Source organism: Pelomonas dachongensis (assembly GCF_043555865.1).
In the GTDB taxonomy this organism is placed as follows: domain Bacteria; phylum Pseudomonadota; class Gammaproteobacteria; order Burkholderiales; family Burkholderiaceae_C; genus Pelomonas; species Pelomonas dachongensis.
Genome location: NZ_JBIGHY010000001.1, coordinates 91868 through 116965, shown reverse-complemented (window position 1 = coordinate 116965; position 25098 = coordinate 91868). Strand labels below are relative to the sequence as shown.

23 protein-coding genes are annotated in these 25098 nt (G+C 68.2%); 9 read left to right on the top strand and 14 right to left on the bottom strand.

All coding sequences use genetic code 11. The annotated features are described in order from the left end of the window. Positions 1 to 28: 28 nt before the first annotated feature. From ACG02S_RS00535 to recA, 8 genes are all read right to left on the bottom strand, one after another. Positions 29 to 826 (bottom strand): Stp1/IreP family PP2C-type Ser/Thr phosphatase, encoded by a 798-nt coding sequence (locus ACG02S_RS00535; RefSeq protein ID WP_394468484.1) that lies wholly within the window; start codon positions 824 to 826, stop codon positions 29 to 31. Continuing rightward, positions 823 to 1908 (bottom strand): serine/threonine-protein kinase, encoded by a 1086-nt coding sequence (locus ACG02S_RS00530; protein WP_394468483.1) that lies wholly within the window; start codon positions 1906 to 1908, stop codon positions 823 to 825. The genes ACG02S_RS00535 and ACG02S_RS00530 overlap by 4 nt, the downstream gene beginning before the upstream one ends. A 9-nt stretch (positions 1909 to 1917) precedes the next feature. Continuing rightward, positions 1918 to 2604 carry a TerC family protein gene (locus ACG02S_RS00525; RefSeq protein WP_394468482.1) on the bottom strand — a complete coding sequence of 229 codons (687 nt, stop codon included), beginning with the start codon at positions 2602 to 2604 and terminating at the stop codon, positions 1918 to 1920. A 61-nt stretch (positions 2605 to 2665) separates the two neighbouring features. Further along, positions 2666 to 3559 (bottom strand): succinate--CoA ligase subunit alpha, encoded by an 894-nt coding sequence (gene sucD, locus ACG02S_RS00520; RefSeq protein WP_394468481.1) that lies wholly within the window; start codon positions 3557 to 3559, stop codon positions 2666 to 2668. A gap of 18 nt (positions 3560 to 3577) precedes the next feature. After that, on the bottom strand, positions 3578 to 4738 hold the full coding sequence (sucC, locus tag ACG02S_RS00515; protein WP_394468480.1) for an ADP-forming succinate--CoA ligase subunit beta: 1161 nt from the start codon (positions 4736 to 4738) through the stop codon (positions 3578 to 3580). A 24-nt stretch (positions 4739 to 4762) separates the two neighbouring features. Further along, a complete protein-coding gene (locus tag ACG02S_RS00510; protein ID WP_394468479.1) occupies positions 4763 to 5341 on the bottom strand; it encodes a DUF2889 domain-containing protein in 579 nt (192 codons plus the stop codon). Positions 5342 to 5517: 176 nt separating this feature from the next. Then, complete coding sequence (locus tag ACG02S_RS00505) at positions 5518 to 6048, bottom strand: regulatory protein RecX (protein WP_394468478.1); 531 nt, start codon at positions 6046 to 6048, stop codon at positions 5518 to 5520. A gap of 17 nt (positions 6049 to 6065) precedes the next feature. Continuing rightward, a complete protein-coding gene (gene recA, locus ACG02S_RS00500; RefSeq protein WP_394468477.1) occupies positions 6066 to 7106 on the bottom strand; it encodes a recombinase RecA in 1041 nt (346 codons plus the stop codon). A gap of 176 nt (positions 7107 to 7282) precedes the next feature. Between recA and ACG02S_RS00495 the strand changes: the two genes are divergently transcribed. Further along, on the top strand, positions 7283 to 7954 hold the full coding sequence (locus ACG02S_RS00495; RefSeq protein WP_394468476.1) for a response regulator: 672 nt from the start codon (positions 7283 to 7285) through the stop codon (positions 7952 to 7954). A gap of 6 nt (positions 7955 to 7960) precedes the next feature. Then, positions 7961 to 9463: a sensor histidine kinase gene (locus ACG02S_RS00490; RefSeq protein WP_394468475.1), complete on the top strand. Its 1503-nt coding sequence runs from the start codon at positions 7961 to 7963 to the stop codon at positions 9461 to 9463. 3 nt (positions 9464 to 9466) lie between these two features. Here ACG02S_RS00490 and rodA read toward each other — a convergent pair whose 3' ends face one another. The 5 genes from rodA to ACG02S_RS00465 form a co-directional block, all read right to left on the bottom strand. Next, entirely contained in the window at positions 9467 to 10621 is a 1155-nt protein-coding gene (rodA, locus tag ACG02S_RS00485) for a rod shape-determining protein RodA (RefSeq protein ID WP_394468474.1), read from the bottom strand. After that, positions 10618 to 12645 carry a penicillin-binding protein 2 gene (gene mrdA, locus ACG02S_RS00480; protein ID WP_394468473.1) on the bottom strand — a complete coding sequence of 676 codons (2028 nt, stop codon included), beginning with the start codon at positions 12643 to 12645 and terminating at the stop codon, positions 10618 to 10620. The genes rodA and mrdA overlap by 4 nt, the downstream gene beginning before the upstream one ends. Before the next feature lie 237 nt (positions 12646 to 12882). After that, entirely contained in the window at positions 12883 to 13404 is a 522-nt protein-coding gene (gene mreD, locus ACG02S_RS00475; RefSeq protein ID WP_394468472.1) for a rod shape-determining protein MreD, read from the bottom strand. Then, a complete protein-coding gene (gene mreC / locus ACG02S_RS00470; protein WP_394468471.1) occupies positions 13401 to 14393 on the bottom strand; it encodes a rod shape-determining protein MreC in 993 nt (330 codons plus the stop codon). Before mreC ends, mreD begins: the two co-directional genes overlap by 4 nt. A 95-nt stretch (positions 14394 to 14488) precedes the next feature. Continuing rightward, positions 14489 to 15532, bottom strand: coding sequence for a rod shape-determining protein (locus ACG02S_RS00465; RefSeq protein WP_268166557.1), 1044 nt, complete (start codon positions 15530 to 15532; stop codon positions 14489 to 14491). 212 nt (positions 15533 to 15744) lie between these two features. Here ACG02S_RS00465 and gatC point away from each other — a divergent pair, with 212 nt between their 5' ends. The 6 genes from gatC to ACG02S_RS00435 all read left to right on the top strand — a co-directional run bounded on the left by gatC (position 15745) and on the right by ACG02S_RS00435 (position 22909). Further along, complete coding sequence (gatC, locus tag ACG02S_RS00460; RefSeq protein ID WP_394468470.1) at positions 15745 to 16044, top strand: Asp-tRNA(Asn)/Glu-tRNA(Gln) amidotransferase subunit GatC; 300 nt, start codon at positions 15745 to 15747, stop codon at positions 16042 to 16044. Further along, positions 16041 to 17531 carry an Asp-tRNA(Asn)/Glu-tRNA(Gln) amidotransferase subunit GatA gene (gatA, locus tag ACG02S_RS00455; RefSeq protein ID WP_394468469.1) on the top strand — a complete coding sequence of 497 codons (1491 nt, stop codon included), beginning with the start codon at positions 16041 to 16043 and terminating at the stop codon, positions 17529 to 17531. The genes gatC and gatA overlap by 4 nt, the downstream gene beginning before the upstream one ends. A 1-nt stretch (position 17532) precedes the next feature. Beyond that, positions 17533 to 18981, top strand: a complete 1449-nt coding sequence (gene gatB, locus ACG02S_RS00450; RefSeq protein WP_394468468.1) for an Asp-tRNA(Asn)/Glu-tRNA(Gln) amidotransferase subunit GatB — start codon at positions 17533 to 17535, stop codon at positions 18979 to 18981. Positions 18982 to 19236: 255 nt separating this feature from the next. Beyond that, positions 19237 to 19686 carry a pilin gene (locus ACG02S_RS00445; RefSeq protein WP_394468467.1) on the top strand — a complete coding sequence of 150 codons (450 nt, stop codon included), beginning with the start codon at positions 19237 to 19239 and terminating at the stop codon, positions 19684 to 19686. Positions 19687 to 19750: 64 nt separating this feature from the next. Next, entirely contained in the window at positions 19751 to 21154 is a 1404-nt protein-coding gene (locus tag ACG02S_RS00440) for an O-antigen ligase family protein (RefSeq protein ID WP_394468466.1), read from the top strand. Positions 21155 to 21205: 51 nt separating this feature from the next. Further along, the gene (locus ACG02S_RS00435; RefSeq protein WP_394468465.1) at positions 21206 to 22909 is read left to right on the top strand and encodes a PglL family O-oligosaccharyltransferase; all 1704 of its coding nucleotides are present in this window, start codon (positions 21206 to 21208) and stop codon (positions 22907 to 22909) included. Here ACG02S_RS00435 and moaC read toward each other — a convergent pair. Next, a complete protein-coding gene (gene moaC, locus ACG02S_RS00430) occupies positions 22901 to 23389 on the bottom strand; it encodes a cyclic pyranopterin monophosphate synthase MoaC (protein ID WP_394468464.1) in 489 nt (162 codons plus the stop codon). The two genes, ACG02S_RS00435 and moaC, sit on opposite strands and share 9 nt — an antisense overlap. A gap of 88 nt (positions 23390 to 23477) precedes the next feature. On the opposite strand from moaC, the gene ACG02S_RS00425 reads away from it, so the two are divergent. After that, positions 23478 to 25082, top strand: a complete 1605-nt coding sequence (locus tag ACG02S_RS00425; RefSeq protein ID WP_394468463.1) for a M48 family metalloprotease — start codon at positions 23478 to 23480, stop codon at positions 25080 to 25082. The last annotated feature ends 16 nt before the right edge of the window (positions 25083 to 25098 follow it).

Here is a 25098-nt window from a genome sequence, read left to right as displayed (position 1 = left end):
GCGTGCCGCGACTCGTACAGCCAAGAATTCACTTGCCGCCACGTCGACCGAAGGGCCACCAGCCCCGTCCTTCGGTACGTTGACGGCCCTCGGCGCGGACCAGGATGAGCGCGATGTTATCGCGCCCGCCATTGTCATTGGCTCCATTGATCAGGGCCTGCGCCGCATCGGCCAACGTGGCATGGGCGCCGAGCACCGCGGCCAGGCTTTCATCGTCCAGCATGTCGGACAAGCCGTCGGAGCAGAACAGGTAGACGTCTTCCGGCTGGATCTCGTGCAGGTGCAGCTCCATCAGCACGGTGTCTTCCACACCCACGGCGCGCGTGACGAGATTCTTGTTGCTGGAGAACGCTGCCTCTTCCACGGTCAGCAGGCCGGCGTCGATCTGCTCCTGCAGCAGGGAGTGGTCGCGCGTGATTTGCATCAGCCGCCCGCCGCGCCAGCGGTAGGCGCGCGAATCGCCCACGTGGCCCAGCAGCAGGCCTTCGGGTCGGAACACGCCCAGCACCAGCGTCGTGCCCATGCCGGCATAGCGCGGATCGGTGTTGGCCGCATTGAAGATCGCGCGGTTGGCGTTGTCCACGCAGATGTCCATCGCACGACGGACCTCGCCCGCGCGGGCTTCCTGTCCGCCGTCCTTGAGCCAGCGCCCCAGCTCCGTGCTGACGAAGCTGGTCAGCATCTGGCTCGCGACCTCGCCGGCGTTGTAGCCGCCCATGCCGTCTGCCAGCACGGCCAGACCGGCGGCTTCATCCAGCGCGACCGAGTCCTCGTTGTTGTCTCGCGCACGACCGACGTCGGTGGCACTGAAGAACTCCAGGATCATGGGGCTTGGGGTGGCGCGTCGGGCTGGGCGGAGGAGCGGCGATTCTGCCCTGCTTCCTCCGGCGTCAAGCGCAGTGTTTGTGCGAAGCCAACGTCGGGCGGGGCGCTGGAGTTGGGGGCCACGTCGTCATTCAGCGAGGTGAGGACGAGCACCGCATCGAGGTCCCGCGCCATCTGCTCCCCAGAGGAATAGCGCAGTTCCGGACGCTTCTCCAGCGCCACCGCCAGCACCAGCGCCAGCGCCTCCGGCAGGCCGGGACGGTGAATCCTCACGTCCGGCGCCGGCTCGGTGGCGATCAGCTGCATCAGCCGCGCCATGGAGTCGCTCTGGTGCGGCAGGGCGCCGGTCAGCAGCTGGTACAGCAGCACGCCGAGCGAGTAGAGATCGCTGCGGCCATCGACCTTCAGCCCGGCCAGCTGCTCGGGCGACATGAAGGACGGCGTGCCCAGCACCAGACCCGTGCGCGTGCGGCTGCCGTCGCCGACGCGGGCGATGCCGAAGTCCATCAGCTTCAGTCCGCCGTTGACGCGGTCCAGCATCACGTTGGCCGGCTTGATGTCGCGGTGGACCACGCCCTGGCCGTGGGCATGGTGCAGCGCGCGCGCCAGCCGGGCGCCCAACTGCACGACCTCGCGCGCAGGCAGCAGCTGGCCGGCCTGGGTGAACTGGCTGAGGTCGCGGCCCAGCACGTACTCCAGCGCAATCCACGCGTCGCCGCCGTCCTGGCCGGCGTCGACCACTTGCAGGATGTCGGGATGCTCCAGCGCGCGAGCGGCGTGCGCCTCGCGCATGAAGCGCTCGCGCACGTCGATCAAGTCCTCGGCAGAAAACTCGCGGCTCAACGCCAGTCGCTTGATGGCGACCTGGCGGCCGGTGGAGCGCTGCGTGGCCTTGTAGACGATGGCCATCGCGCCGCGGCCGATCTCGGCACCGATCTCGAAGTCACGCAGATCGCTGGCGCTCGCAGTGGCTGCAGCGACTGCGTCGCTCGCCGGGACCGGGAGCGCGGACGCCCCGCTGGACGGCGTGTCCACGTCGCGGCCCAGGAGGCGCTGCCAGAACCCAGGTTTGCCGCTAGCCATGCGGCGATCTTAGGCCGAGCCTCGGCGCGATCGCATCAGCCCGAGCCCCACCACCAGGATGGCGCCCGCAATGCCGACCGTGAAGGCCAGATCGTGCAGGTTGGTATCGAACCAGCCGTGCAGTGCCGCGTCGGTCACGGCCATCTCGCCTGCCACAAAACCCAGCAGCGCCGCGCCCAGCGTGATGATGGCCGGGTAGCGCTGCATCAGCTTCAGCAGCAGGGTGCTGCCAAAGATGATGAGCGGGATCGACAGGCCCAGGCCGATCAGCAGCAGGACCGGGCGCATGGGCGCGGCGGCATTGCTGGCCGCCGCGGCAATGGCCACGACGTTGTCCAGGCTCATCGCGAGGTCGGCCAGCAGGATGGTGCGAACGGCCGCCCACAGACCGTCAGCCTCGCCCACGTCGGACTCCTCGTCAGCCTGGTTCATCAGCTTCACGCCGATCCAGACCAGCAGCGCGGCACCCACCAGCTTCAGCCAGGGCAGCTGCAGCAACTGGATGGCAAACAGCGCCAGCAGCACGCGCATCAGGATGGCTGCGGCAGCGCCACCGATGATGGCCTGACGCTGCCGCTGGGGCGGCAGCCTGCGTGTCGCGAGCGCGATGACCACGGCGTTGTCGCCCGACAGCAGGATGTCGGCCCAGATGATCTTCAGCAGCGCGAAGAAGAACGCGGCGTCGAGGTGTTCCATGATTTCGGAATGAAAAAAGCCGTCGGGTGTCCGACGGCTGGTAGGGGCAATCAGGCCTGAATTACAGCAGGGCCTTCAGCAGCTTGCCCATCTCGGACGGGTTGCGCGTGATGGTGAAGCCGCACTCTTCCATGATGGCGAGCTTGGCATCGGCCGTGTCGGCGCCGCCGGAGATCAGCGCGCCGGCGTGGCCCATGCGCTTGCCCGGAGGGGCGGTGACACCGGCGATGAAGCCGACGATGGGCTTCTTCATGTTGGCCTTGCACCAACGGGCGGCTTCCGCCTCGTCGGGGCCGCCGATCTCGCCGATCATGATGACGGCGTCGGTGTCCGGGTCATCATTGAAGGCCTTCATCACGTCGATGTGCTTCAGACCGTTGATCGGGTCGCCGCCAATGCCGACAGCCGAGGATTGGCCCAGGCCGATCTCGGTCAGCTGCGCCACGGCTTCATACGTCAGCGTGCCGGAGCGCGACACGACACCGATGCGGCCCTTGCGGTGGATGTGGCCCGGCATGATGCCGATCTTGATCTCGTCCGGCGTGATCAGGCCCGGGCAGTTGGGGCCCAGCAGCAGCGTGCGCTTGCCGCCGGCGGCTTCCTTGGCCTTCATCTTGTTGCGCACTTCCAGCATGTCGCGCACGGGGATGCCCTCGGTGATGCAGATCGCCAGGTCCAGATCAGCCTCGACGGCTTCCCAGATCGCAGCGGCGGCACCGGCCGGCGGCACGTAGATGACGGAGACGGTCGCACCGGTCTGGCCGGCAGCTTCCTTGACGGTCGCGTAGATGGGGATCTCGCTGAACTTCTCGCCGGCCTTCTTGGGATTCACGCCCGCGACGAAGGCGTTCTTGCCGTTGGCATAGGCCTGGCAGCCCAGCGTGTGGAACTGACCGGTCTTGCCGGTGATGCCCTGGGTGATGACCTTGGTGTCTTTGTTGATGTAGATCGACATTTCTCTTACTCCTGGGCTTTAGGCAACGGCCGCAACGATCTTGGTGGCCGCTTCGGCCATCGTGTCGGCGGCGATGATGGGCAGGCCGGATTCGGCCAGCATCTTCTTGCCCAGTTCCTCGTTGGTGCCCTTCATGCGCACGACCAGCGGCACGCTCAGGTTCACGGCCTTGCAGGCGGTGATGACGCCTTCGGCGATGGTGTCGCACTTCATGATGCCGCCGAAGATGTTGACCAGGATGCCCTTCACTTCCGGGTTCTTCAGCATGATCTTGAAGGCCTCGGTGACCTTCTCGGCGGTGGCGCCGCCGCCGACGTCCAGGAAGTTGGCCGGCTCGCCGCCGAACAGCTTGATGGTGTCCATCGTGGCCATGGCCAGGCCGGCGCCGTTCACCAGGCAGCCGATGTTGCCGTCCAGCGAAATGTAGGCGAGGTCGAACTTCGAGGCCTCAACTTCGGCCGGATCTTCCTCGTCCAGGTCGCGGTAGGCGACGATCTCGGGGTGGCGGAACAGCGCGTTCGAGTCGAAGTTGAACTTCGCGTCCAGCGCCATCAGGTTGCCCTTGGAGTCGCAGTTCAGCGGGTTGATTTCAACCAGCGAAGCGTCCGTGTCCATGTAGCACTTGTAGAGCTTGGCGAAGATGTCGACCGCCTGGTCGACGGAGCCGCCGGTCAGGCCGATGGCGCCAGCGATCTTGCGCGACTGGGCTTCCGTCAGGCCGCTCAGCGGGTCGATCATCTCGGTGATGATCTTCTCGGGCGTGCTGTGGGCCACCTCTTCGATGTCCATGCCGCCTTCGCTCGACGCGATGAAGGCGACCTTCTGCGTGCCGCGGTCGGTGACCAGCGAGACATACAGCTCGTTCTTGATGTCGGCGCCGTCTTCGATGTACAGGCGGCGGACCTTCTGGCCTTCCGGGCCGGTCTGGTGCGTCTTGAGCTGCATGCCCAGGATGCCTTCGGCCTTTTCCTTCACGTCGTCGATGGTCTTGGCGACCTTGACGCCGCCGCCCTTGCCGCGGCCGCCGGCGTGGATCTGGGCCTTCACGACCCAGACCGGGCCACCCAGCTTCTGAGCGGCTTCAACGGCTTCCTGCACGGTGAAGGCCGGGATGCCGCGCGGCACCGGCACGCCGAACTGGCGCAGGATTTCTTTGCCCTGGTATTCGTGGATTTTCATGCTTGGGTCTCTCGGGTCGGGAAGTCAAGAAGCGGTGGTCGCGGACTCTGGGGTGGCCAGATGCCAGCGGGGATAGAACTGGGCGACGGTGGCGCCATCGCGGCGCAGCGCGTGGCAGCGGTCGAGCTGAAATGGGGCGGTGGGGGCGGCAGCATCGCCCTCGCGGGTGTCGATGATGGAGCCAGCCAGTGCCTGGATCACGGCCGTCGGCAGCACCTGGCACAACTCGGTGAGGTGGGTGCAGCCATGCGTGCCGCCGAGGCGCTCCGCGACGGCCTGGCGGAAACCCTTCAGCAGGTTCAGGCCCACGAGCCGCTGGTAGGCATCGCCATGCTCGCCACAGGCGCCGACGTAGGGCATCCACAGCGTCTGTGACGCCACTGAGACGATGCTCAGCCCCGCGTCGACGGTCAGCTGCAGGCGCATTTCATGGATGGGGTCCCCCGCCTTGCGTACGACGCCGGCCAACGGCACGTCATGCGACTTGGTGTCCGTCAGGCTGGCTTCGACATCGAACAAGCCGTCATCCCGCGCGAACACCTGCACATCGAGGGCGCGGCGGTGCAGCGGGCGGCGCGTGACTGATGGGTGAACGGGAGGCATGAAACGGAGCGGGCGAAGCAACCCGGCCGGTGCCGGGGACAGCGGTTGGACCGACTCGCAGGGCCGCTTTGCCAAGGAGTTGGGGGCTTGTAACCGGGTGAACCGCCGTTCTGGCGGCAGCCGGCAATGTAGCACGCGGGTGAAAAACACCCCTTGCGTGCGCTGACAAGCGAGCCTCAGGCGCGCAGCAAGCGGCGCACCACATCGGGGGCAAAGCCGCGCGCCAGCAGGAAACGCGTCTGGCGTGCCTGCTCCGTTGATTCACGCGCGGGCTCCTCACCAAAACGCTTGTGCCAGACCTCGCGGGCACGCTCCAGTTCGCTTGCCCGCAGCATGGCCTGCTGCTCGGCGTCCAGCCTCAAACCGTGTTGGGCCAGCTCCTGCTGGATGCGCTGGGTGCCAAAGCGGCCAGCGCGCACGTGCAGGCGGGACTCCACGAAGCGGCTTTCATCCAGGTAGCCATCGGCTGCCAGTGCATCCAGCAACGTGTCGATGGCCACTTCGCCCGCCTCGGCCGCAATCGCGGCGTCGTCGTCTTCTTCTGTCGCGCCCGCCTCGGCCGCAGCCGCCTTCACGGCCTGCAGCGCGCGTTGGCTTTGCTGCTGCTGAATGCGCAGCAGCTTGCGTTTCAACTCCGTGCGGCTGTGCTCGCGCTGGGCGAGCAAACCGATGGCGCGCGCTTTCAGGGATAGAGGCGCACGGCTCACCGTGCAGGCGGGGCGGCTTATTCGCCGGCCGGCGACCCGGCCAGCAGCGCCACGCCCAGGGATTCGCGGATCTTGTTCTCGATCTCGCGGGCCACATCGGGGTTCTCGCGCAGGAACTCGCGGGCGTTGTCCTTGCCCTGGCCAATCTTCTCGCCCTGATAGGCATACCAGGAACCGGACTTCTCGACGATCTTGGCGACGACGCCCATGTCGACGATTTCGCCCTCGCGGCTGATGCCTTCGCCGTAGAGGATGTCGAACTCGGCCGTCTTGAAGGGCGGCGACACCTTGTTCTTGACGACCTTGACCTTGGTCTCGGAGCCAATGACTTCCTCGCCCTTCTTGATGGAGCCAATGCGGCGGATGTCCAGGCGCACGGAGGCGTAGAACTTCAGCGCATTGCCGCCGGTGGTCGTCTCGGGCGAACCGAACATGACGCCGATCTTCATGCGGATCTGGTTGATGAAGATGACCATGCAGTTGGTCTTCTTGATCGTGGCCGTCAGCTTGCGCAGCGCCTGGCTCATCAGGCGGGCCTGCAGGCCGGGCAGGCTGTCGCCCATCTCGCCTTCAAGTTCGGCCTTGGGCGTCAGCGCGGCGACCGAGTCCACCACGATCAGGTCCACCGAACCGGAGCGCACCAGCGCATCGACGATTTCCAGGGCCTGTTCGCCGGTGTCGGGCTGGCTGATCAGCAGGTCCTGCAGATTGACGCCCAGTTTCTGAGCGTACTGAATGTCCAGCGCATGCTCGGCGTCAATGAAGGCGCATGTGCCCTGGATCTTCTGCATCTCGGCGATGACTTGCAGCGTCAGTGTCGTCTTGCCGGACGACTCGGGGCCGTAGATCTCGACGACGCGGCCGCGCGGCAGGCCGCCGACGCCCAGGGCGATGTCCAGGCCCAGCGAGCCGGTGGAGACGACCTGGATGTCCTCGATCACCTCACCCTCGCCCAGGCGCATGATGGAACCCTTGCCGAATTGCTTCTCGATCTGGGCGAGGGCGGCTTGCAGGGCCTTGGCTTTCTCGGTGTTCAGGGCTTTGACGGGGGCGTCCATGCGAATCTCCAGGTGAATGTGGCAATTATGGGGCAATCTGTATGTTTGTACAGTGTTTGGCTCCCCGAGCCAGGGCAGCGAAGGCCCCAGGCTTGATGAGCATCCTAGGCACGCGGTAGCTCACCAAGTGAGCCACCAGCACAGCGCCTAACATCCGCGCAGGAGACAACGAGACCATGCGCATCCTGATTGCCGAAGACGACCAAGTGCTGGCCGATGGCCTGCTGCGGGCGCTGCGCGCCTCGGGCTATGCGGTGGACCGCGTGTCCAGCGGCACCGAGGCCGACTCGGCACTGGCAACGCACGAATTCGATCTGGTCATCTTGGATCTGGGCCTGCCGCGGCTGCACGGGCTGGAGGTGCTGCGCAAGCTGCGCGCGCGCGGCTCGACGATGCCGGTGCTGATCCTGACGGCGGCGGACAGCGTCGAGCAGCGCGTCAAGGGCCTGGACCTGGGCGCCGACGACTACATGGCCAAGCCGTTCTCGCTGCAGGAGCTGGAAGCGCGCGTGCGGGCGCTGACGCGGCGCGGGCTGGGCACGGCCAGCAGCGTCATCAAGCACGGCCCGCTGACGTTTGACGCCACCGGCCGCGTGGCTTACATCAACGAGCAGATGCTGGAGCTGTCAGCCCGCGAGTTGTCGCTGCTGGAGGTGCTGCTGCAGCGCGCCGGGCGGCTGGTGAGCAAGGATCAGCTGGTGGAGCGGCTGTGCGAGTGGGGGGAGGAGGTCTCGAACAACGCGATCGAGGTCTACATCCACCGGCTGCGCAAGAAGATCGAACAGGGCCCCATCCGCATCGCGACGGTGCGAGGACTGGGCTACTGCCTCGAAAAGATTTCCTCCTGAACCGACATGGCCAAGGAGGGCGCCAGCCGGCAGCAGGGCTCGCTGTTCGGCGAGATCCTGGACTGGATGCTCGCGCCGCTGCTGCTGATCTGGCCCATCAGCGTTGCGCTGACCTGGCTGGTGGCGCAGGGGATCGCCGGCCGGCCTTACGACCGCGAACTGGGCGAGGTGGCACGCAGCCTGGGCCAGCAGGTCGCTGCTGCCGAGGCGCCGGCCCGTGGGCGTGACCGCTACGCGCTGCTGCCCGAGGCCGCGGCGCTGTTGCGGGCCGATGCGTCGGACACGGTCTTCTACCAGGTGCTGGGCCTGCGCGGCGAGCTGCTGAGCGGCGATGAGACGCTGCGTGTGCCGACCGAGGACGCGCCCATTGCGCCGGGCGAGCTGCGCTTTCGCGACGACGAGGTCGGCAACGATGCCGTGCGCGTGGCCTACCTGTGGGTGCTGCCCGAGGGCGCGGCCGGCACGGGCAAGACCATGCTGGTGCAGGTGGCCGAGACGCTGGGCAAGCGCGCAAGGCTGACCAACGAAATCATCAAGGGCGTCATCCTGCCGCAGTTCGTCATCCTGCCGCTGGCGGTGCTGCTGGTGTGGCTGGCGCTGGCGCGCGGCATCTCGCCGCTGAACGAGCTGCAGCGGCGGATCCGCTCGCGCGAAAGTTCAGACCTCTCCCCCATCGACGAGCAGCGGGTGCCCGACGAGGTCGCTCCACTGGTGCAGGCCATCAACGACCTGCTGGCGCGGCTGGACTCGTCGATGAGCCGGCAGAAGCACTTTCTGGCCGATGCGGCACATCAGCTGAAGACGCCGCTGGCCGGCCTGCGCACGCAGGCCGAGCTGATCCAGCGCGAGCTGGACGCGGGCCGCTCCAACCCGGACGACCTCAAGCGCTCGCTGGCCCAGATCGCCCGCGCCAGCGAGCGGGCCGCCCACATGGTCAACCAGCTGCTCGCGATGGCGCGCGCCGAGGATGCCGAGCAGGCGATGCGGCGTGAGCCCGTCAACCTTGCCGAACTGGCCATCGACACGGTTCGCGACTTCGTGCCGCGCGCGCTGGAGCGCCGCATCGACCTGGGCTACGACGGCGCGCTGGCCGACGACAGCCGCCTGCGCGTGCAGGCCCAGCCGGTGCTGCTCGGCGAGCTGATCCGCAACCTGGTCGACAACGCGCTGCTGTACACGCAGGCCGGCGGACTGGTGACGGTGCGCGTGGTCGAAGACCCGTTCGGCCAGGTGGTGGTGCTGCAGGTCGAGGACACCGGCCCGGGCATCGCGCCAGGTGAGCGCGAGAAGGTCTTCCAGCCGTTCTACCGGGCGCTGGGCAGCGGCGTGGAGGGCTCGGGCCTGGGCCTGGCCATCGTGCGCGAGATCGTGCAGCAGCACGACGCCGAGCTGACGCTGGACGACACGCGCGTGCGTCGCGCGGCGGGCGGCGAGTCGCCGGACGGGCAGGGGCCCGGTGCACGGTTCACGATCCGCTTCCCCGCCACCACCCCGGTCGACACGGCGTGACGCTCAGCTCTTGGTCAGCTTCCTGCCTCGCGCGATCGACATCAGCATGCCCAGCGACAGCCCCAGCGTCACCATGGCCGTGCCGCCATAGCTGATGAAGGGCAGCGGCACGCCCACCACGGGCAGGATGCCGCTGACCATGCCCATGTTGACGAACACATAGGTGAAGAAGCTCAGCGTCACCGCGCCGGCCAGCAAGCGACCGAACAGCGTGGGCGCCTCGGACGCGATCATCAGCCCGCGCAGGATCAGCGCCGTGAAGCCCGCCAGCAGCGCCAGCGCGCCCATGAAGCCGAACTCCTCGCCGAAGGCCGCGAAGATGAAGTCCGTGGTGCGCTCCGGGATGAACTCCAGGTGGGTCTGCGTGCCCTGCATGAAGCCCTTGCCGGTCATGCCGCCGGAGCCGATGGCGATCTCGCCCTGGATGATGTGGAATCCCTTGCCCAGCGGGTCCTTGGTCGGGTCCAGCAACGTGCAGACCCGGTGGCGCTGGTACTCCTTCAGCACGGGCCAGGTCACGTCAGGCTGGCAGATGCGCTCCTCGCTGGCCACCAGCGTCGTGATCGCCACGGCCGCGACGATGAAAGCCGGCGCGATGAGCTTCCACGGCAGGCCGGCGAAGAAGATCACGTACAGGCCTGCCGCCAGCACCAGGATGCCCGTGCCCAGATCGGGCTGCTTGGCCACCATCAGGAAGGGCAGCAGCAGCAGCCCGAACGCAGCGATGAAGTCCGGCCAGCGCAACACGCTCTCGCGGCGCTGGAACCACCAGGCCAGCATCAGCGGCGTGGCGATCTTCAGCAGCTCCGACGGCTGGATCTGCGTGACGCCGACATTGAGCCAGCGCGTCGCCCCCTTCTTGGAGATGCCGAACAGCGCTGTCGCGATCAGCAGCGCAATACCCAGGGTGTACAGCGGCACCGCCAGCATCATCAACCGCTGCGGCGGCACCTGCGCGACGATGAACATCAGCCCCAGGCCCAGCGCCATGTTGCGGCCATGGTCCACGAAACGGGTGCCGTGGTCATAACCGGCCGAATACATGGACACCAGCCCCCAGCCGCACAGCCAGAAGATGGCCAGCAGCAGCGGGATGTCAAAGCCACTGAGCCAGGGCTTGAGCCGGCTCAGCAGCGGCGGGCGTTCGATGACGGTCATCGCTTGGCTCCGGGGCTGGGGGCGGAGGCTGCTGCCGAGGCCGCCGATGCGGGCGCAGCAGGCGCCGATGCGGCCTGGCCGGGCAGCGGCACGTCGGCAGCACGGCGCGGCGTGCCGATGGGCGCGTAGGTCTGTCCCAGCTGCGTCTTGGCGATGTCTTCCTCGCTGGGGTAGGCGCCGGTCAGCAGGTAATCGAAGACGCGGCGCGCGATGGGGGCCGCCGAGGCCGAGCCCCAGCCGCCGTTCTCGACGATGACGGCCAGCGCAACGGTGGGCTGCTGCAACGGCGCGAAGCCGACGTACAAGGAGTGGTCGCGCTTGCGCTCGTCGGCCTTGATGGCGCTGTAGCGCTCGCCGGAACGCAGGCCCACGGCCTGGGCGGTGCCGGTCTTGCCGCCGCTGGCGTAGGTGGCGCCCATGAACACCTGGCGACCCGTGCCTTCCAGCACCACGCCGTTCATCGCATTGCGGATGACGTCCACGTCGGCCGGCTTCAGCGGCAGCGTCGCCGCCACGTCGCTGGCGACGCGGCGCTGCTCGTGACGGGCCACATCCTCGATATCTCGCACCAGCCGCGGCTTGAAGCGATGGCCGCCGGATGCAACGGTGGCGTAGGCATTGGCCATCTGCAGCATCGTGAAGCTGTTGTAGCCCTGGCCGATGCCCAGAGAAATGGTCTCGCCGGCAAACCACTTCTGGTTCGCCGGGCTCCTGCGGAAGTAGTTGCGCTTCCAGTCCTGCGACGGCAGCACGCCGGTGACCTCGCCCAGCAGGTCGATCTCGGTCCTGCTGCCCAGACCGAACGGCGACAGCTCCTGGTGAATCAGGTCCACACCCATCTGGTTGGCCAGGTCGTAGAAGTAGACGTTGCTGGAGGTCACGATGGCCGCGCGCATGTCCTTGGGGCCAGGCCGGTCGGCCTCGGGGCTGCCGAAGCTGCGGCCACCGAAGTTGTAGACCAGGTTGTCCTGGATGACCACATGCGGGCCGCGTTGGCCGCTGGTCAGCGCGGCCATCGCCATCAGCGGCTTGAACGTGGAGCCGGGCGGGTAGGTGCCGCGCAGCGCGCGGTTCAGCAGCGGCTTGTCGATGTTCTCGTTCAGCTCGCGCCACGAGTCGACGTCGATGCCGTCGACGAACAGGTTGGGGTCGAACGTGGGCTTGGAGACGAACGCCAGCACCTCGCCGTTGCGCGGGTCGATGGCCACCAGCGCGCCGCGGCGCTCGCCGAACAGCTGCTCCACCAGTGCCTGCAGCTTGATGTCGATGGACAGGTTCAGCGTGTTGCCGGGCGTGGGCGGGCGGTGATCCAGCCGGCGCACGGCCCGGCCGCCGGCGCTGGTCTCGACCTGCTCGAAGCCGGTGCTGCCGTGCAGCTCGCGCTCGTAGGCCTGCTCCAGCCCCAGCTTGCCGATGTACTCGGTGCCGCGGTAGTTGGCGATGTCCTCCTCCTCCCAGTCGTCCATCGCCTTCTTCTCGGCCTGGTTGATGCGGCCGATGTAGCCGATCAAGTGGGAGCCGATGTCGCCCAGCGGATAGGAGCGGAACAGCCGCGCCTTGATCTCCACGCCGGGGAAGCGGAAGCGCTGCGCCGTGAAGCGGGCCACCTCCTCGTCCGTCAGCTTGGTGCGGATGGGCAGCGAGTCGGTGTGTTTGGCCTCTTCGGCCAGGCGCTTGAAGCGGCGCTTGTCACGCGGCTGGATCTCGACGATCTGCCCCAGCGCCTCGATGGTGGCGTCCACGTCGACCACCTTCTCGGGGTTGATCTCCAGCGTGTAGGCCGAGTAGTTGCTGGCCAGCACGATGCCGTTGCGGTCCTTGATGAGGCCGCGGTTGGGCACGATGGGCACGATGGCGATGCGGTTGGACTCGGCGCGCTCGGCCAGGTCGTCGTGCTGCACGATCTGCAGCCACACCAGCCGGGCCACCAGCAGCCCAAAGCAGAACAGCACGAAGGCGACCGCCGCCAGCACGCGCAGCCGAAAGCGCGCCAGCTCCTGGTGGAGGTTCTTGATGACGACCATGTCAGTGGCGGTATTCCGGGCCGAGCGCCGGACCGCCCCAAGCCGGCCCGGCTGAGGCGGTTCGCGGCTCCATGCCGCCGATCGCCTCGTCCCCCCGGGGGCTGAGCCCGGACATGAACAGTCCGGGGGACAGTTCATGCCTGGCGAACAGCCGTGGCGTCAGCCGCGGCGCGTCCTGCAAGGACGGCCAGACTCGCCCGCGTTCAGCGCGGCAAGGTTGGACGAAGGGCGAACGCATCACAGCGGCCGGTGCGCGTCGCGGTCCGGCGCGCGGCGCTGCGGCGCCAGCAGCAGCACGCAGGCCACCGGCCACAGCGCCGCCTCCAGGAACGGCACCAGCAGCACGCTCCAGCCCGGCCACATGCCGCCCACCGCCATGCGCACGACCAGCGTCAGCACATGCGCAGCAACGAACAGCGGCAGGATCTGCACCGCCTGGCCGACCAGGCTGAACCAGGCCATGCGCCGGTGCAGCGCGATGGCGCCGAAGCTCAGCGCGCTGTAGGCCAGCGCATGCTGACCGAGCACCGCACCGTCGTGCACGTCGATGAACAACCCGAACACGAACGCCCACAGCACGCCCACGCGGCGCGGCTGGTGCACCCCCCAGAACACCAGCACGACCGCCAGCACATCGGGCATGGCCGCCAGCCGGCCCATGGGCACCATGTCGATCAGCAGCGCGACGAACAGCGTGAACGCGATGAACCAGGGGTTGGCGGGCAACAGCAGCCGCTCTGCGGCGCGCGGCATGATCATGGTGCGGCTCCGGACGCTTTGGTTGCGGCCTTCTCGGCGCGCTCGGCCTTCTTGGTCGCGCGCGCGGCGGCCTTGGCCTCGGCCGCGGACGCTGCCTCGGACGCGGCGGTGGCCTCCGCCTCGTGCTTGGCCGCGAGGTGCCGGTCCATGGGCAGCAGCACCAGCACATGGCGCGCACTGTCGGGCTGCGCGATCGGCGCCAACCGCACCTGCGCGAAGCTGGAGTCGCCGCGCCGCTCGACCGCTGCGACACGGGCGACCGGCAGGCCCGGCGGGTAAATGCCGTCCAGGCCCGAGGTGGTCATCGTGTCGCCCACCTTCACATCGGCGTTCGCGGCCAGGAAGCGCAGGTCCATGCCGTTGCCGTCCGCGCGGCCCGCCGCGGCATTGCGCATCTGAGTGCGCACGTTCAGCAGCGGGATGGCGGCGTCCTTGTCGTTCAGCAGCGTGACCTCAGCCGACAGCGGATAGACGCGCGTCACCTGCCCGAGCACGCCGGCCTCGTTGATGACCGGCGAGCCGGCGGTCACGCCCTGCGTGGCGCCACGGTCGATGACCACGCGGCGCGAGAACGGGTCCGGCGCCTCGAACAGCACTTCCGCCGCCAGCGAGGGCACGGTCATCGCCGGCTGCAGGCCCAGCAACTTGCGCAGGCTGTCGTTCTCGGCCTGCAGCGCCGCCACGCGCGAGAAGCGCTCGGCCTGCTGCGCCAGCTGGCGCCTGGCCTGGTCTTCAGCGGCCATCGCGCGCTGGGTGCCGCGCAGGTAGTCGCCGGCCGTCTCCCACGCGTCCACCGGCGTCAGCAGCAGACGCTGCACCGGCTGCAGCACCAGCGCCAGCGCGCTGCGGGCCGGCTGCATCAGCCTGAAGCGCGCGTCCGCCACCATCAGCAGCAGCGCCAGCGCCGAGCACAGCGCGAGCTTGGTCAGCGCCGACGGGCCCTGGCGGAACAGCGGCGGCGGGGAACGGTCAAGAGTGCCGAGGGGCATCGAAGCAGGACAGCGAAAGTGCGCGTGGTGTCAGCGGCGGCGGCTGACGCCCCTCTCGGAGGGTGGACTCGGTGGGCCGAGACCGGGATCTCACATCAGTCGGAGGTGAAGATGGAGCCCAGGCGCTCCATGCGCTCCAGGGCCATGCCGCAACCGCGCACGACGCAGGTCAGCGGGTCCTCGGCCACCAGCACCGGCAGGCCGGTCTCTTCGCTCAGCAGGCGGTCCAGGTCGCGCAGCAGCGCGCCGCCACCGGTCAGCATCATGCCGCGCTCGGCGATGTCGGCGCCCAGCTCGGGCGGCGTCTGCTCCAGCGCATTCTTCACGGCAGAGACGATCTGGTTCAGCGGATCGGTCAGGGCTTCCAGGATCTCGTTGGACGAGATCGTGAAGCTGCGCGGCACGCCCTCGGCGAGGTTGCGGCCCTTGACCTCCATCTCCTTGACCTCGGAGCCCGGGAAGGCGCTGCCGATGTTCTTCTTGATGGCCTCGGCGGTCTGCTCGCCGATCAACATGCCGTAGTTGCGGCGGATGTAGTTGATGATTGACTCGTCGAACTTGTCTCCGCCGACGCGCACCGAGCCCTTGTAGACCATGCCGCCCAGCGAGATGACGCCAACTTCCGTGGTGCCGCCGCCAATGTCCACGACCATCGAGCCCGAGGCCTCGGCCACCGGCAGACCCGCGCCGATGGCGGCCGCCATGGGTTCCTCAATCAGGTAGACCTCGCTGGCGCCAGCGCCCAGGGCCGCATCGCGGATGGCGCGCTTCTCGACCTGGGTGGAGCCGCAGGGCACGCAGATGATGATGCGCGGGCTGGGCTTGAAGGTCTTGCTGTCGTGGACCATCTTGATGAACTGCTTGATCATCTGTTCGGTCACGACGAAATCGGCGATGACGCCGTCCTTCATCGGGCGGATCGCCTCGATGTTGCCGGGCACCTTGCCCAGCATGGCCTTGGCCTCCCGGCCGACGGCCTGAATGGTCTTCTTGCCGTTGGGGCCACCCTCGTGGCGGATCGACACCACCGAGGGCTCGTCCAGCACGATGCCCTTGCCGCGCACGTAGATCAGGGTGTTGGCGGTGCCGAGGTCGATGGCCAGATCGGTGGAGAAATAGCGGCGCAGGGAGGCGAACATGGTGGGCGCGGGAGGAGCCTCGCCGGCGGGGCGCGGCTCTGAATTCGGGGGGTCTGGAAAGCCAAGAGGCCGCCCGAAGCCGCGACGAAATGCATCGCTGACAGGGCAGCCTCAAAGGCCATGAAGATGGGCGGCGATAATACCCGATCACCCCTGTTTTGAGCCTGTCCCCGCTAGGTTTTTGGCTCAATCCTTACACCTGAAAACGACCCATGAGCCTCACCCCCGACGACGTGAGCCGCATCGCCAACCTGGCCCGGCTGGAGCTGCAGCCGGCCGAGTCTGCCGGCCTGCTCGGCAACCTGAACGACTTCTTCAAGATCGTCGAGCAGATGGGCGCCGTGGACACCGCCGGCGTCGAGCCGCTGTACACGCCGCTGTCGGCCATCCAGCAGGTGCAGCTGCGCCTGCGCGAGGACGCCGTCACCGAGAGCAACCAGCGCGAGCTGAACCAGCGCAGCGCCCCAGCCGTCGAGGACGGCCTCTTCCTCGTTCCCAAGGTCATCGAATGAAGCCCGTTCACGACATGGGCGTGGCCGAACTGGCCGCCGCCCTGAAGACCCGCGCGCTGTCCAGCCGCGAGGCCACACAGGCGCTGCTGGACCGCATCGCCGCGCACGACCAGGCGCTGGGCGCGTTCCTGCACGTGGACGCCGAGTCCGCCCTCACGCGCGCCGCCGCCGCCGATAGCCTGCTGGCTGCCGGCCAGGGCGGCGCGCTGACGGGCGTGCCGGTCGCGCACAAGGACATCTACGCCACGGCGGACATGCCCACCACCGCCGGCTCCAAGATGCTGGCCGGCTACCGCAGCCCGTTCGACGCCACGGTGGTGGCCAAGCTGAGCGCTGCCGGCACCGTCAGTCTCGGCAAGCTGAACTGCGACGAGTTCGCGATGGGCTCGGCCAACGAGAACAGCGCGTACTTCCCGGCCCACAACCCCTGGGACCTGGGCCGTGTGCCCGGCGGCTCGTCGGGCGGCTCAGCGGTGGCCGTGGCCGCGCGCCTGGTGCCCGGCGTGACCGGCACCGACACCGGCGGCTCCATCCGCCAGCCGGCCAGCTTCACGGGCATCACCGGCATCAAGCCCACCTACGGCGTGTGCTCGCGCTACGGCATGATCGCCTTCGCCTCCAGCCTGGACCAGGCCGGCCCGATGGCCCGCTCGGCCGAGGATTGCGCGCTGCTGCTGTCGGCCATGAGCGGATTCGACGAGCGCGATGCCACCAGCGTGGAGCAACCGCCGCAGGACTTCCACGCGCAGATGCTGGCGGCGCGCGCAGGCGCCTCGGTGGGTAAGCCGCTGGCCGGCTTGCGCATCGGCCTGCCGCGCGAGTTCTTCCCCGCGGGCCTGTCTGCCGACGTGAACGCCGCCGTGCGCGCCGGCCTGGCCGAGCTGGAGAAGCTGGGCGCCACGCTGGTGGACGTGAGCCTGCCCCGCACGGAGCTGGCCATCCCCGTGTACTACATCATTGCCCCGGCCGAGGCCAGTTCGAACCTCTCACGCTTCGACGGCGTCAAGTTCGGCCACCGCGCCGCCCAGTACGACGACCTGCTGGACATGTACAAGAAGACGCGCGCCGAGGGCTTCGGCGCCGAGGTCAAGCGGCGGATCATGATCGGCACCTATGTGCTCTCGCACGGCTACTACGACGCCTACTACCTTCAGGCGCAGAAGCTGCGCCGCATGATCGCGGACGACTTCCAGCAGTGCTTCACGCAGTGCGACCTGATCGCCGGACCTGTGGCGCCCACCGTCGCCTGGAAGCACGGCGAGGGCAAGGACAACCCCACACAGGCCTACCTGGCCGACATCTTCACGCTGCCCGGCTCGCTGGCCGGCCTGCCTGGCATGAGCGTGCCGGTGGGTACCGGCGAAGGCGGCATGCCCGTGGGCCTGCAGCTGATCGGCAACTACTTCAAGGAAGGGCAGCTGTTGCACGCCGCGCATGCCCTTCAGCAAGCGACCGACTGGCACCAAGCTGCCCCGGCGGGGATCTGATATGCCTACATCGCAACTCATCCGTGGTTATGAGGTCGTCATCGGCCTTGAAAACCACGTTCAGCTCTCCACGCAGAGCAAGATCTTCAGTGGCAGCTCGACTGCCTTCGGTGCCGCGCCCAACACCCAGGCCTCGCCAGTGGACCTGGCGTTGCCCGGCACGCTGCCTGTGCTGAACCGCGCGGCCGTCGAGCGGGCCATCCGCTTCGGCCTGGCGGTGGGCGCCAAGGTGGCGCCGTTGTCCATCTTTGCGCGCAAGAACTACTTCTACCCGGACCTGCCCAAGGGCTACCAGATCAGCCAGTTCGAGATCCCGGTGGTGCAGGGCGGCAAGGTGGAGTTCTTCGTCGGTGACAAGAAGCACGTCGTCAATCTGACCCGTGCCCACCTGGAAGAAGACGCGGGCAAGAGCCTGCACGAGGACTACCACGGCCAGTCGGGCATCGACCTGAACCGCGCGGGCACCCCGCTGCTGGAGATCGTGTCCGAGCCGGACATGCGCTCGGGCGCCGAGGCGGCCGAGTACGCCAAGACGCTGCATGCGCTGGTGATGTGGCTGGGCATCTGCGACGGCAACATGCAGGAAGGCTCGTTCCGCTGCGACGTCAACGTGTCGGTGCGCAAGCCGGGCGAGCCCTTCGGCACGCGCCGCGAGATCAAGAACCTCAACAGCTTCCGCTTTCTCGTCGACGCGGTGAACTACGAGGTCAACTGGCAGATCGACGAGATCGAGGACGGCCGCAAGATCCAGCAGGCGACCGTCCTCTACAACCCGGACACCGGCGAGACCCGCGCGATGCGCAGCAAGGAAGACTCGGCCGACTACCGCTACTTCCCCGACCCCGACCTGCCGCCCCTGGTCATCGCGCCGGAATGGGTGGAGCGGGTGAAGGGCGAGATGCCCGAGCTGCCGGCCGTCATGGCTGCGCGCTTCATCGAGGCCGACGGCCTGCCCGAGTACGACGCGACGATGATGACCCAGAGCCTGGCGACGGCACGCTACTACGAGGCCGCCAAGGCGGCGGGCGCGGTGCCGAAGCTGGTGGCGAACTGGGTCATGGGCGAGATCAGCAAGCGGCTGAATGCGTCGGGCGGCGAGATCGCCGCCGCGCCGGTCGGCCCCGAACTGCTGGCGAAGCTGATCGCCCGCATCTCCGACGGCACGATCTCGAACAACGCCGCCAAGCAGGTGTTCGAGTCGCTGTGGAGCAGCGAGTCTGCCGACGTGGACGCCGTCATCGAGGCCAAGGGCCTGAAGCAGGTCAGCGACACCGGCGCCATCGAGGCCATCCTCGACGAAGTGCTGGCCGCCAACCAGAAGTCGGTGGACGAGTTCCGCGCCGGCAAGGACAAGGCCTTCAACGCGCTGGTCGGCCAGGCCATGAAGGCCACCAAGGGCAAGGCGAACCCCGCACTGGTCAACGAGCTGCTGAAGAAGAAGCTGGGCTGAGCCGCCTGGCCTGCACGGCAAGACGATGGCGCCTGCGGGCGCCATTCTTCATTTGCTTACGTCTGACGTTTTTGCGTCGCTCCCGGTTCGAGTGACAGAACGCGTCGGTCCAAGTGACATTTTTTGTCAGTCCGATCGAACAGATGCCTGCAAATGCGTGCAAATCCGCACACTCGACGCGAGGTGAGAGCTGGCACGGCCCCTGCATTCAATGGGTCTGCCCTCCCAACCCACTCACTCGCTGGAGTACCGAACATGCAACTGAAGCAAACCGCCCAAAAGGGTTTCACCCTGATCGAACTGATGATCGTCGTGGCGATCATCGGCATCCTGGCTGCCGTGGCGATTCCGCAGTACAAGGATTACACGGCCAAGTCCAAAGCCGCGTCCGTCGTGACCAGCCTGGGCGCTTACACGAAGGCCGTGGCCATTTGCACACAAGAGACGGGCACCAAGACTGGCTGCAATCTTGGTACGAATGGCGTGCCCGCCACCATGACTACTGCCCTTATCAGCAAAGTTGAAGTGGCCGATGGCGAGGTCAAAGCAACTCTGAAGGCGAAGGCCGTTGGTGACAATGCTGCCACCGATACGATCACGCTGACGCCTGATCTCACGGACGCTGCCCGCATCAAGTGGGTGGTTAGCGTTTCTACCGGCATTCCGGCCGCTGTCAAGGAATCGCTGGAAAAGTCCTTCTCCTAATCGGTCAAGTTCTTTTTTGCATACAAAGGGCCTTCGGGCCCTTTGTGCATTTCTGGATCCGGCCATGACTACAACGCCCCGTCTCACCAACCCGGTCGTGATCGCCCTGGCAGGCTACCTGCTGGCCATGCCCATGCTGGCCCCGCTGACGGGGTCGGAACTGAGCGCCTATGACGCTGCGCGGGTTGTGCAACTTGTGCTGCTGCCAGCCATTGCCGCCCTGGGCGTCAGAGCAGTGATCCCGGCACTGCCCCCCGGCATGCGCTGGGCGCTGCTCGCCCTGTCGACACTGGGGCTGCTGTCCTGCGCGTTCGCCATCAACAACTGGATGGCCCTACGCGAATTCCTGAACCTGGCTGGCCTCATCGCGGTTGGCGCCATCCTGGCGGCGCAGGGGCGGGACACGCTGGCGTGGTTGCCCAAGGTCGCGGCCCTGGCAGTGATGGCTTACGCCGTGCCTGTTCTGAGCATGGCCATGATCGGGGCCACGCAAGGCCTGCCGCTAAGCGCGGACCTGCCGCTGCCGGGCTTTGCCAACCGGCGCTACTTCAACCATGTGCAGACCGTGGCGCTGCCATTGGCCGCCTACGGCGTCCTCTGTTTCCACTCCCAGCTCCTGCGCGTGCTGACCGGCCTCGGGTTGCTGGCCAGCATGGTGCTGCTGTGGGTCACCTTGGGGCGGGGTAGCTTGGTCGGGATGGCAGCGGCATCGTTCGTGCTGGGTGTCCTGTGGGTGCGGGGCCGCCGCGAGGTGCGAACACAATGCCTCGTTCTGATCGGTGGCCTGCTCATTGCGGCCGCGCTTTCGACGCTGATCCAAGTATTTGCCGCGTCGGCCGCGCAAGAGTCGGGGTTAGCGCGCGAGCCGCCGGCCGCGGAGCTCTCCAGCGATCACTCACGTTTCGGCCTGTGGCAACGCGCCTGGGACATGGCGACGGCATCACCGTGGCTCGGCGCCGGCCCGATGCACTACGCCTACGGCCATCCCGACAAAGCCGCCCATCCACACAGCCTGCCTTTGCAGTTGATCGCCGAATGGGGCTTCCCTGCCACGCTGCTGATCCTGGTGATGTGGGTCTATGCCATGGCTGCCATGGCGCGGCGACTCCGCACCTGCGCGGGCCGCGATTTCGCACTCGGCGCCAGTCTGCTGGCGTGCTGGGCCTCGGTGTTCGTCGACAGCTGGTTTTCCGGACTGTGGGTGATGCCCGTCAGCCAGATGTGGCTGGCAGCGTTGATGGGCTTAAGTGGGGCCTGGCTCTCGCAGCAGAATCCTCCGGCAGCCTCGGCAGCAAGGCGCTGGAGCGTGCTGCCGCTGCTATTGACCGGTGCGCTGCTGCTGCACACGCTGCCGGAGCTGATCCAGCTGAGAGCGCACCTCGAATCAGTCAAGTTGAATGACGGGGCCCGCCCCCGATTCTGGTTCCACGGACAGTTCGGCCCGCAGACGCCGCCTGATCGGCCCTGAAGGGGCGCTCTGCTGCTAGACCTCCGCCGGCCCATGCCATCATCCGCGCCCATGTCCGCGCCGCCCTCCCTCCCCACCCCGGCCCTCGTCGCCACACTCGCGCTGGCCGCAGCCCTCCCCCCGCTGCTGGCCTTCAACCAGACCCCCGCTGCCACGCTCTACAACCAGCTGCTGGCGCTCGCCGGCTGGGGCGCGGTATTGCTGCTGTGGGCGCGCAGCTCTCCCGCCTGGCGCGCCGGTCTGAAGAGCCCTGCCGCAATTGCGCTGGCGCTGCTGCTGATCGCGCCGCTGACTTCGGTCGCGTTTCGCGCGCTGCCGCTGTCGCTGGGCCTGGGTGCCACGGCCATCATCGGCGCCGGGCTGGCGGTGCTGCTGCTGGCGCAAGGGCTGTCGGGCCATGCGCGGCAGCAGGCGGGCGAGGCGCTGTGCTGGGGTCTGCTGGCGACTGGTCTGTTCAGCGTCGCCATCGGCCTCGTGCAGGTCTTCGCGCCCGCAGGTGCCGACGGCGACTTCATCGCCCGCTCGGGCATCGCCGGCCGCGCGGTCGGCAACCTGCGCCAGCCCAACCACCTCGCCAGCCTGATGATGTGGGCCTGCGTGGCTGCCGTCTTCGTCACCCAGAAGCGTGGCTGGCGCACGGCACTGCCGCCGCTGCTGTTCGCCTTCGTGTTCACCGTCGTGCTCAGCGCGTCGCGCACCGGCTTCATCGGCATCGTGATGCTGGCGATCTGGGGGCTGGTGGACCGGCGGCTGTCGCGCTCGGCGCGGCTGTCGCTGCTGGCCACGCCGCTGATGCTCGGCTTCAGCTGGTGGCTGATGTCGATGTGGTCGGCCGAGGGCCATGCCTTCGGCGCCGCGTCGCGGCTGTCCGAGGGCGCCGGCTCGCCGTCGCGGCTGGCCATCCTGCGCGACGCCTGGGCGCTGACGATGGCGCATCCATGGCTGGGCGTCGGCTGGGGCGAGTTCAACTTCGCGTGGAGCCTGACGCCGTTCCCGGCGCGGCCCGTCGCTTTCTTCGACCACACGCACAACCTGCCGTCGCAGCTGGCCGTGGAGTTGGGCCTGCCCTGGGCCGGCGCTGTGCTGGCGCTGGTGATGTGGGCGCTGTGGCGGGCCTGGCGCGGTGCCGCGCAGGCCCGCGACGACGACGCCGCGCTGCGCCGTGCGGCCTTGATGATCGTGCTGACCATCGGCCTGCACAGCCTGCTGGAGTACCCACTCTGGTACGGCTATTTCCTGCTGCCCGCGTGCTTCGCGCTGGGGCTGGCGCTGCCGGCAGCCGGTTCGGAGAACGCATCGTCTGCTTCGGCCCCGTGGGCCTGGGTGGGCGGCCTGCTCATCGTCGGCAGCGCCTACGCCGTATGGGATTACAGCCGCATCGTGGCGATCTACGCGCCCAGCGAGGACGGCGTGTCGCTGACGCAGCGCATCGGCGCCGGCCAGCGCTCGCTGTTCTTCAGCCATCAGGCCGACTACGCCGCCGCGACGAGTTACCCGCCCGGCAAGCTCGCCCTGGCCGCGGCGCAGCGCACCGCCTTCAGCCTCGTGGATGCGCGCCTGCTGATGCACTGGTCGCAGTCGCTGCAAAGCACCGGCGATGTCGAAAGCGCGCGCTACCTCGCCGACCGCCTGCGCGAGTTCCGCAACCCGACCGGCGACACCTGGTTCGCGGCCTGCAAGGAGCCCGCTTCAGCGGCGCCGATGCCGCAATGTCAGCGGGCGTCGGGCGTCATCGACTGGCGCACGCTACGCTGAGCCTGCGGCGCGCCACTCGCCGCTCTTGCCGCCCTGCTTCTCCAGCACGCGCACCCGGTCGATGACCATGCCGCGGTCGGCGGCCTTGCACATGTCGTAGATGGTCAGCAGGCCCACCTGCACGGCGCACAGCGCCTCCATCTCGACGCCGGTGCGGCCCAGCGTCTCGACCTGCGCGCGGCACAGCACGCGGCTACCGGGCTCGTCGAGCTCGAACTCCACCTTCACGCGTGTGATGGGCAGCGGGTGGCACAGCGGCACGAGATCGCTGCAGCGCTTGGCGCCCTGGATGGCCGCGATGCGCGCCACGCCCAACACGTCGCCCTTCTTGGCCGTGCCGCTGGCGATCAGCGCGAGGGTGGCGGGCTGCATGCGGATCTCGCCCGCCGCCACGGCCACACGGTGCGTCTCGGCCTTGGCCGACACGTCCACCATGTGGGCCTGGCCTTCGGCATCGAAATGGGTCAGCGGAGTGGTCATCTCAGGCGCTTCATCTTCGCGAAACATAGGGGTTCCGAGTTGCAGGCATCATAGACAGCCGCCCTGCGCTGGCCGGAGCCCCTGCCTGATGAAGAAGCCGTTCGCCACCCGCCCCCTGCTCACCCTGCTCGCCGCCGCCACGCTGGCCATGCCGGGCGCGCCGCTGAACGCGCAGGTCAACCTGCCGGCGCTGGGCGACTCGGTCTCGCAGGACCTGGACGTCAACGCCGAGCGGCAGCTGGGCGACCGCTACATGCGCATGATCCGCATCGATCCGGCCTATGTGCAGGATCCGCTGCTGCGCGAGTACATGGACGGCATCTGGAACCCGCTTGTCACCGCAGCCCGCAAGCTGGGCCACATCAGCGACGACATCCAGAGCCGCTTCGCGTGGGAGAACTTCCTCGTCGAGGACAAGAGCGTCAACGCGTTCGCGCTGCCGGGCGGCTTTGTCGGCACGCACCTGGGGCTGATCGCGATGACCGTGTCGCGCGACGAGCTGGCCTCGGTGATCGGGCACGAGATCTCGCACGTGACGCAGCGCCACATCGCGCGGCGCATCGCGGGCGACTCGAAAAACAGCATGTTGGCCATCGCCGGCCTGCTGCTGGGCGTGCTGGCCGCGTCGCGCGGCAACGCCGACCTGGCCCAGGCCGGCATCGTGGGCGGCCAGGCGGCGGCGCAGCAAATGTCGCTGAACTTCTCGCGCGACATGGAACGCGAGGCCGACCGCGTGGGCTTCAACGTGCTGGTGGAGGCGGGCTTCGCGGGCAGTGGCATGGTCAGCATGTTCGAGCGCATGGAGCAGGCCTACCACCTGATGGACTCCGGCGCCTACCCGTACCTGCGCAGCCACCCGCTGACCAGCGAGCGCATCGGCGACGCCCGCACGCGGCTGGCGCTGGAGCCCTTCGCGCGTCCGCGCGGCCTGGCCGAACACGCATTGATGGCGGCACGCGCCCGCGTGTTGATGGACCCGCGGGTGGAGGCCTGGCAGGCGCTGGAGAACTACGACGCCGGCGCCCGCAACCTGAAGGACAGCGGCGGGTTTGAGCAGCTGGGCGCGCGCTACGCCAGCGCGCTCGCGGCCATCAAGCTGCGCCACTTCGACCGCGCCGAGGGCGCGCTGCGCAGCGCCGAGCTGACGCTGCAGCTGCTCAATCCCGGACCGCAGGAAATGGCGACTGCCGGCCGGCAGCTGGTCTACCTGCGCGCCGAACTGGCCCAGGCGCGCGAGCGGCCCGCCGATGGCTTCGCCGCGCTCGACAAGCTGCCGGGCGAGCGCTCGCGCCCGCTGCTGATGCAGCGCGTGGGACTGGCCCTGGCCTCCGGCCCCGCGGCCACGGCCGGTCCGGCGCTGCGCGACGCCGCCGACGCGCTGCAGACCCACGTCAGCCTGGTGCCCAACGACGCGCTGGCCTGGTCGCAGCTGGCGCTGGTGTGGGAGAAGCTGGGCCAGCCGCTGCGCGCCATCCGCGCGCGGGCGGAGAGCCATGCCGCCGCGGGTGACCTGAACGGCGCCATCGACCGCATGCGGTCCGGCCTGCGCCAGTCACGCGGCCCGGACGCCGACCAGGTCGAGGCCTCGGTCATCGACGCACGGCTGCGCGCGCTGGTCTATGAACGGCAATCGATCCTGGGTGAGATGTACCGCGGGCGCTACATCCCGCCGGACGTCGAACTGCCGAACTGAAGCCCCTCGGCCAATC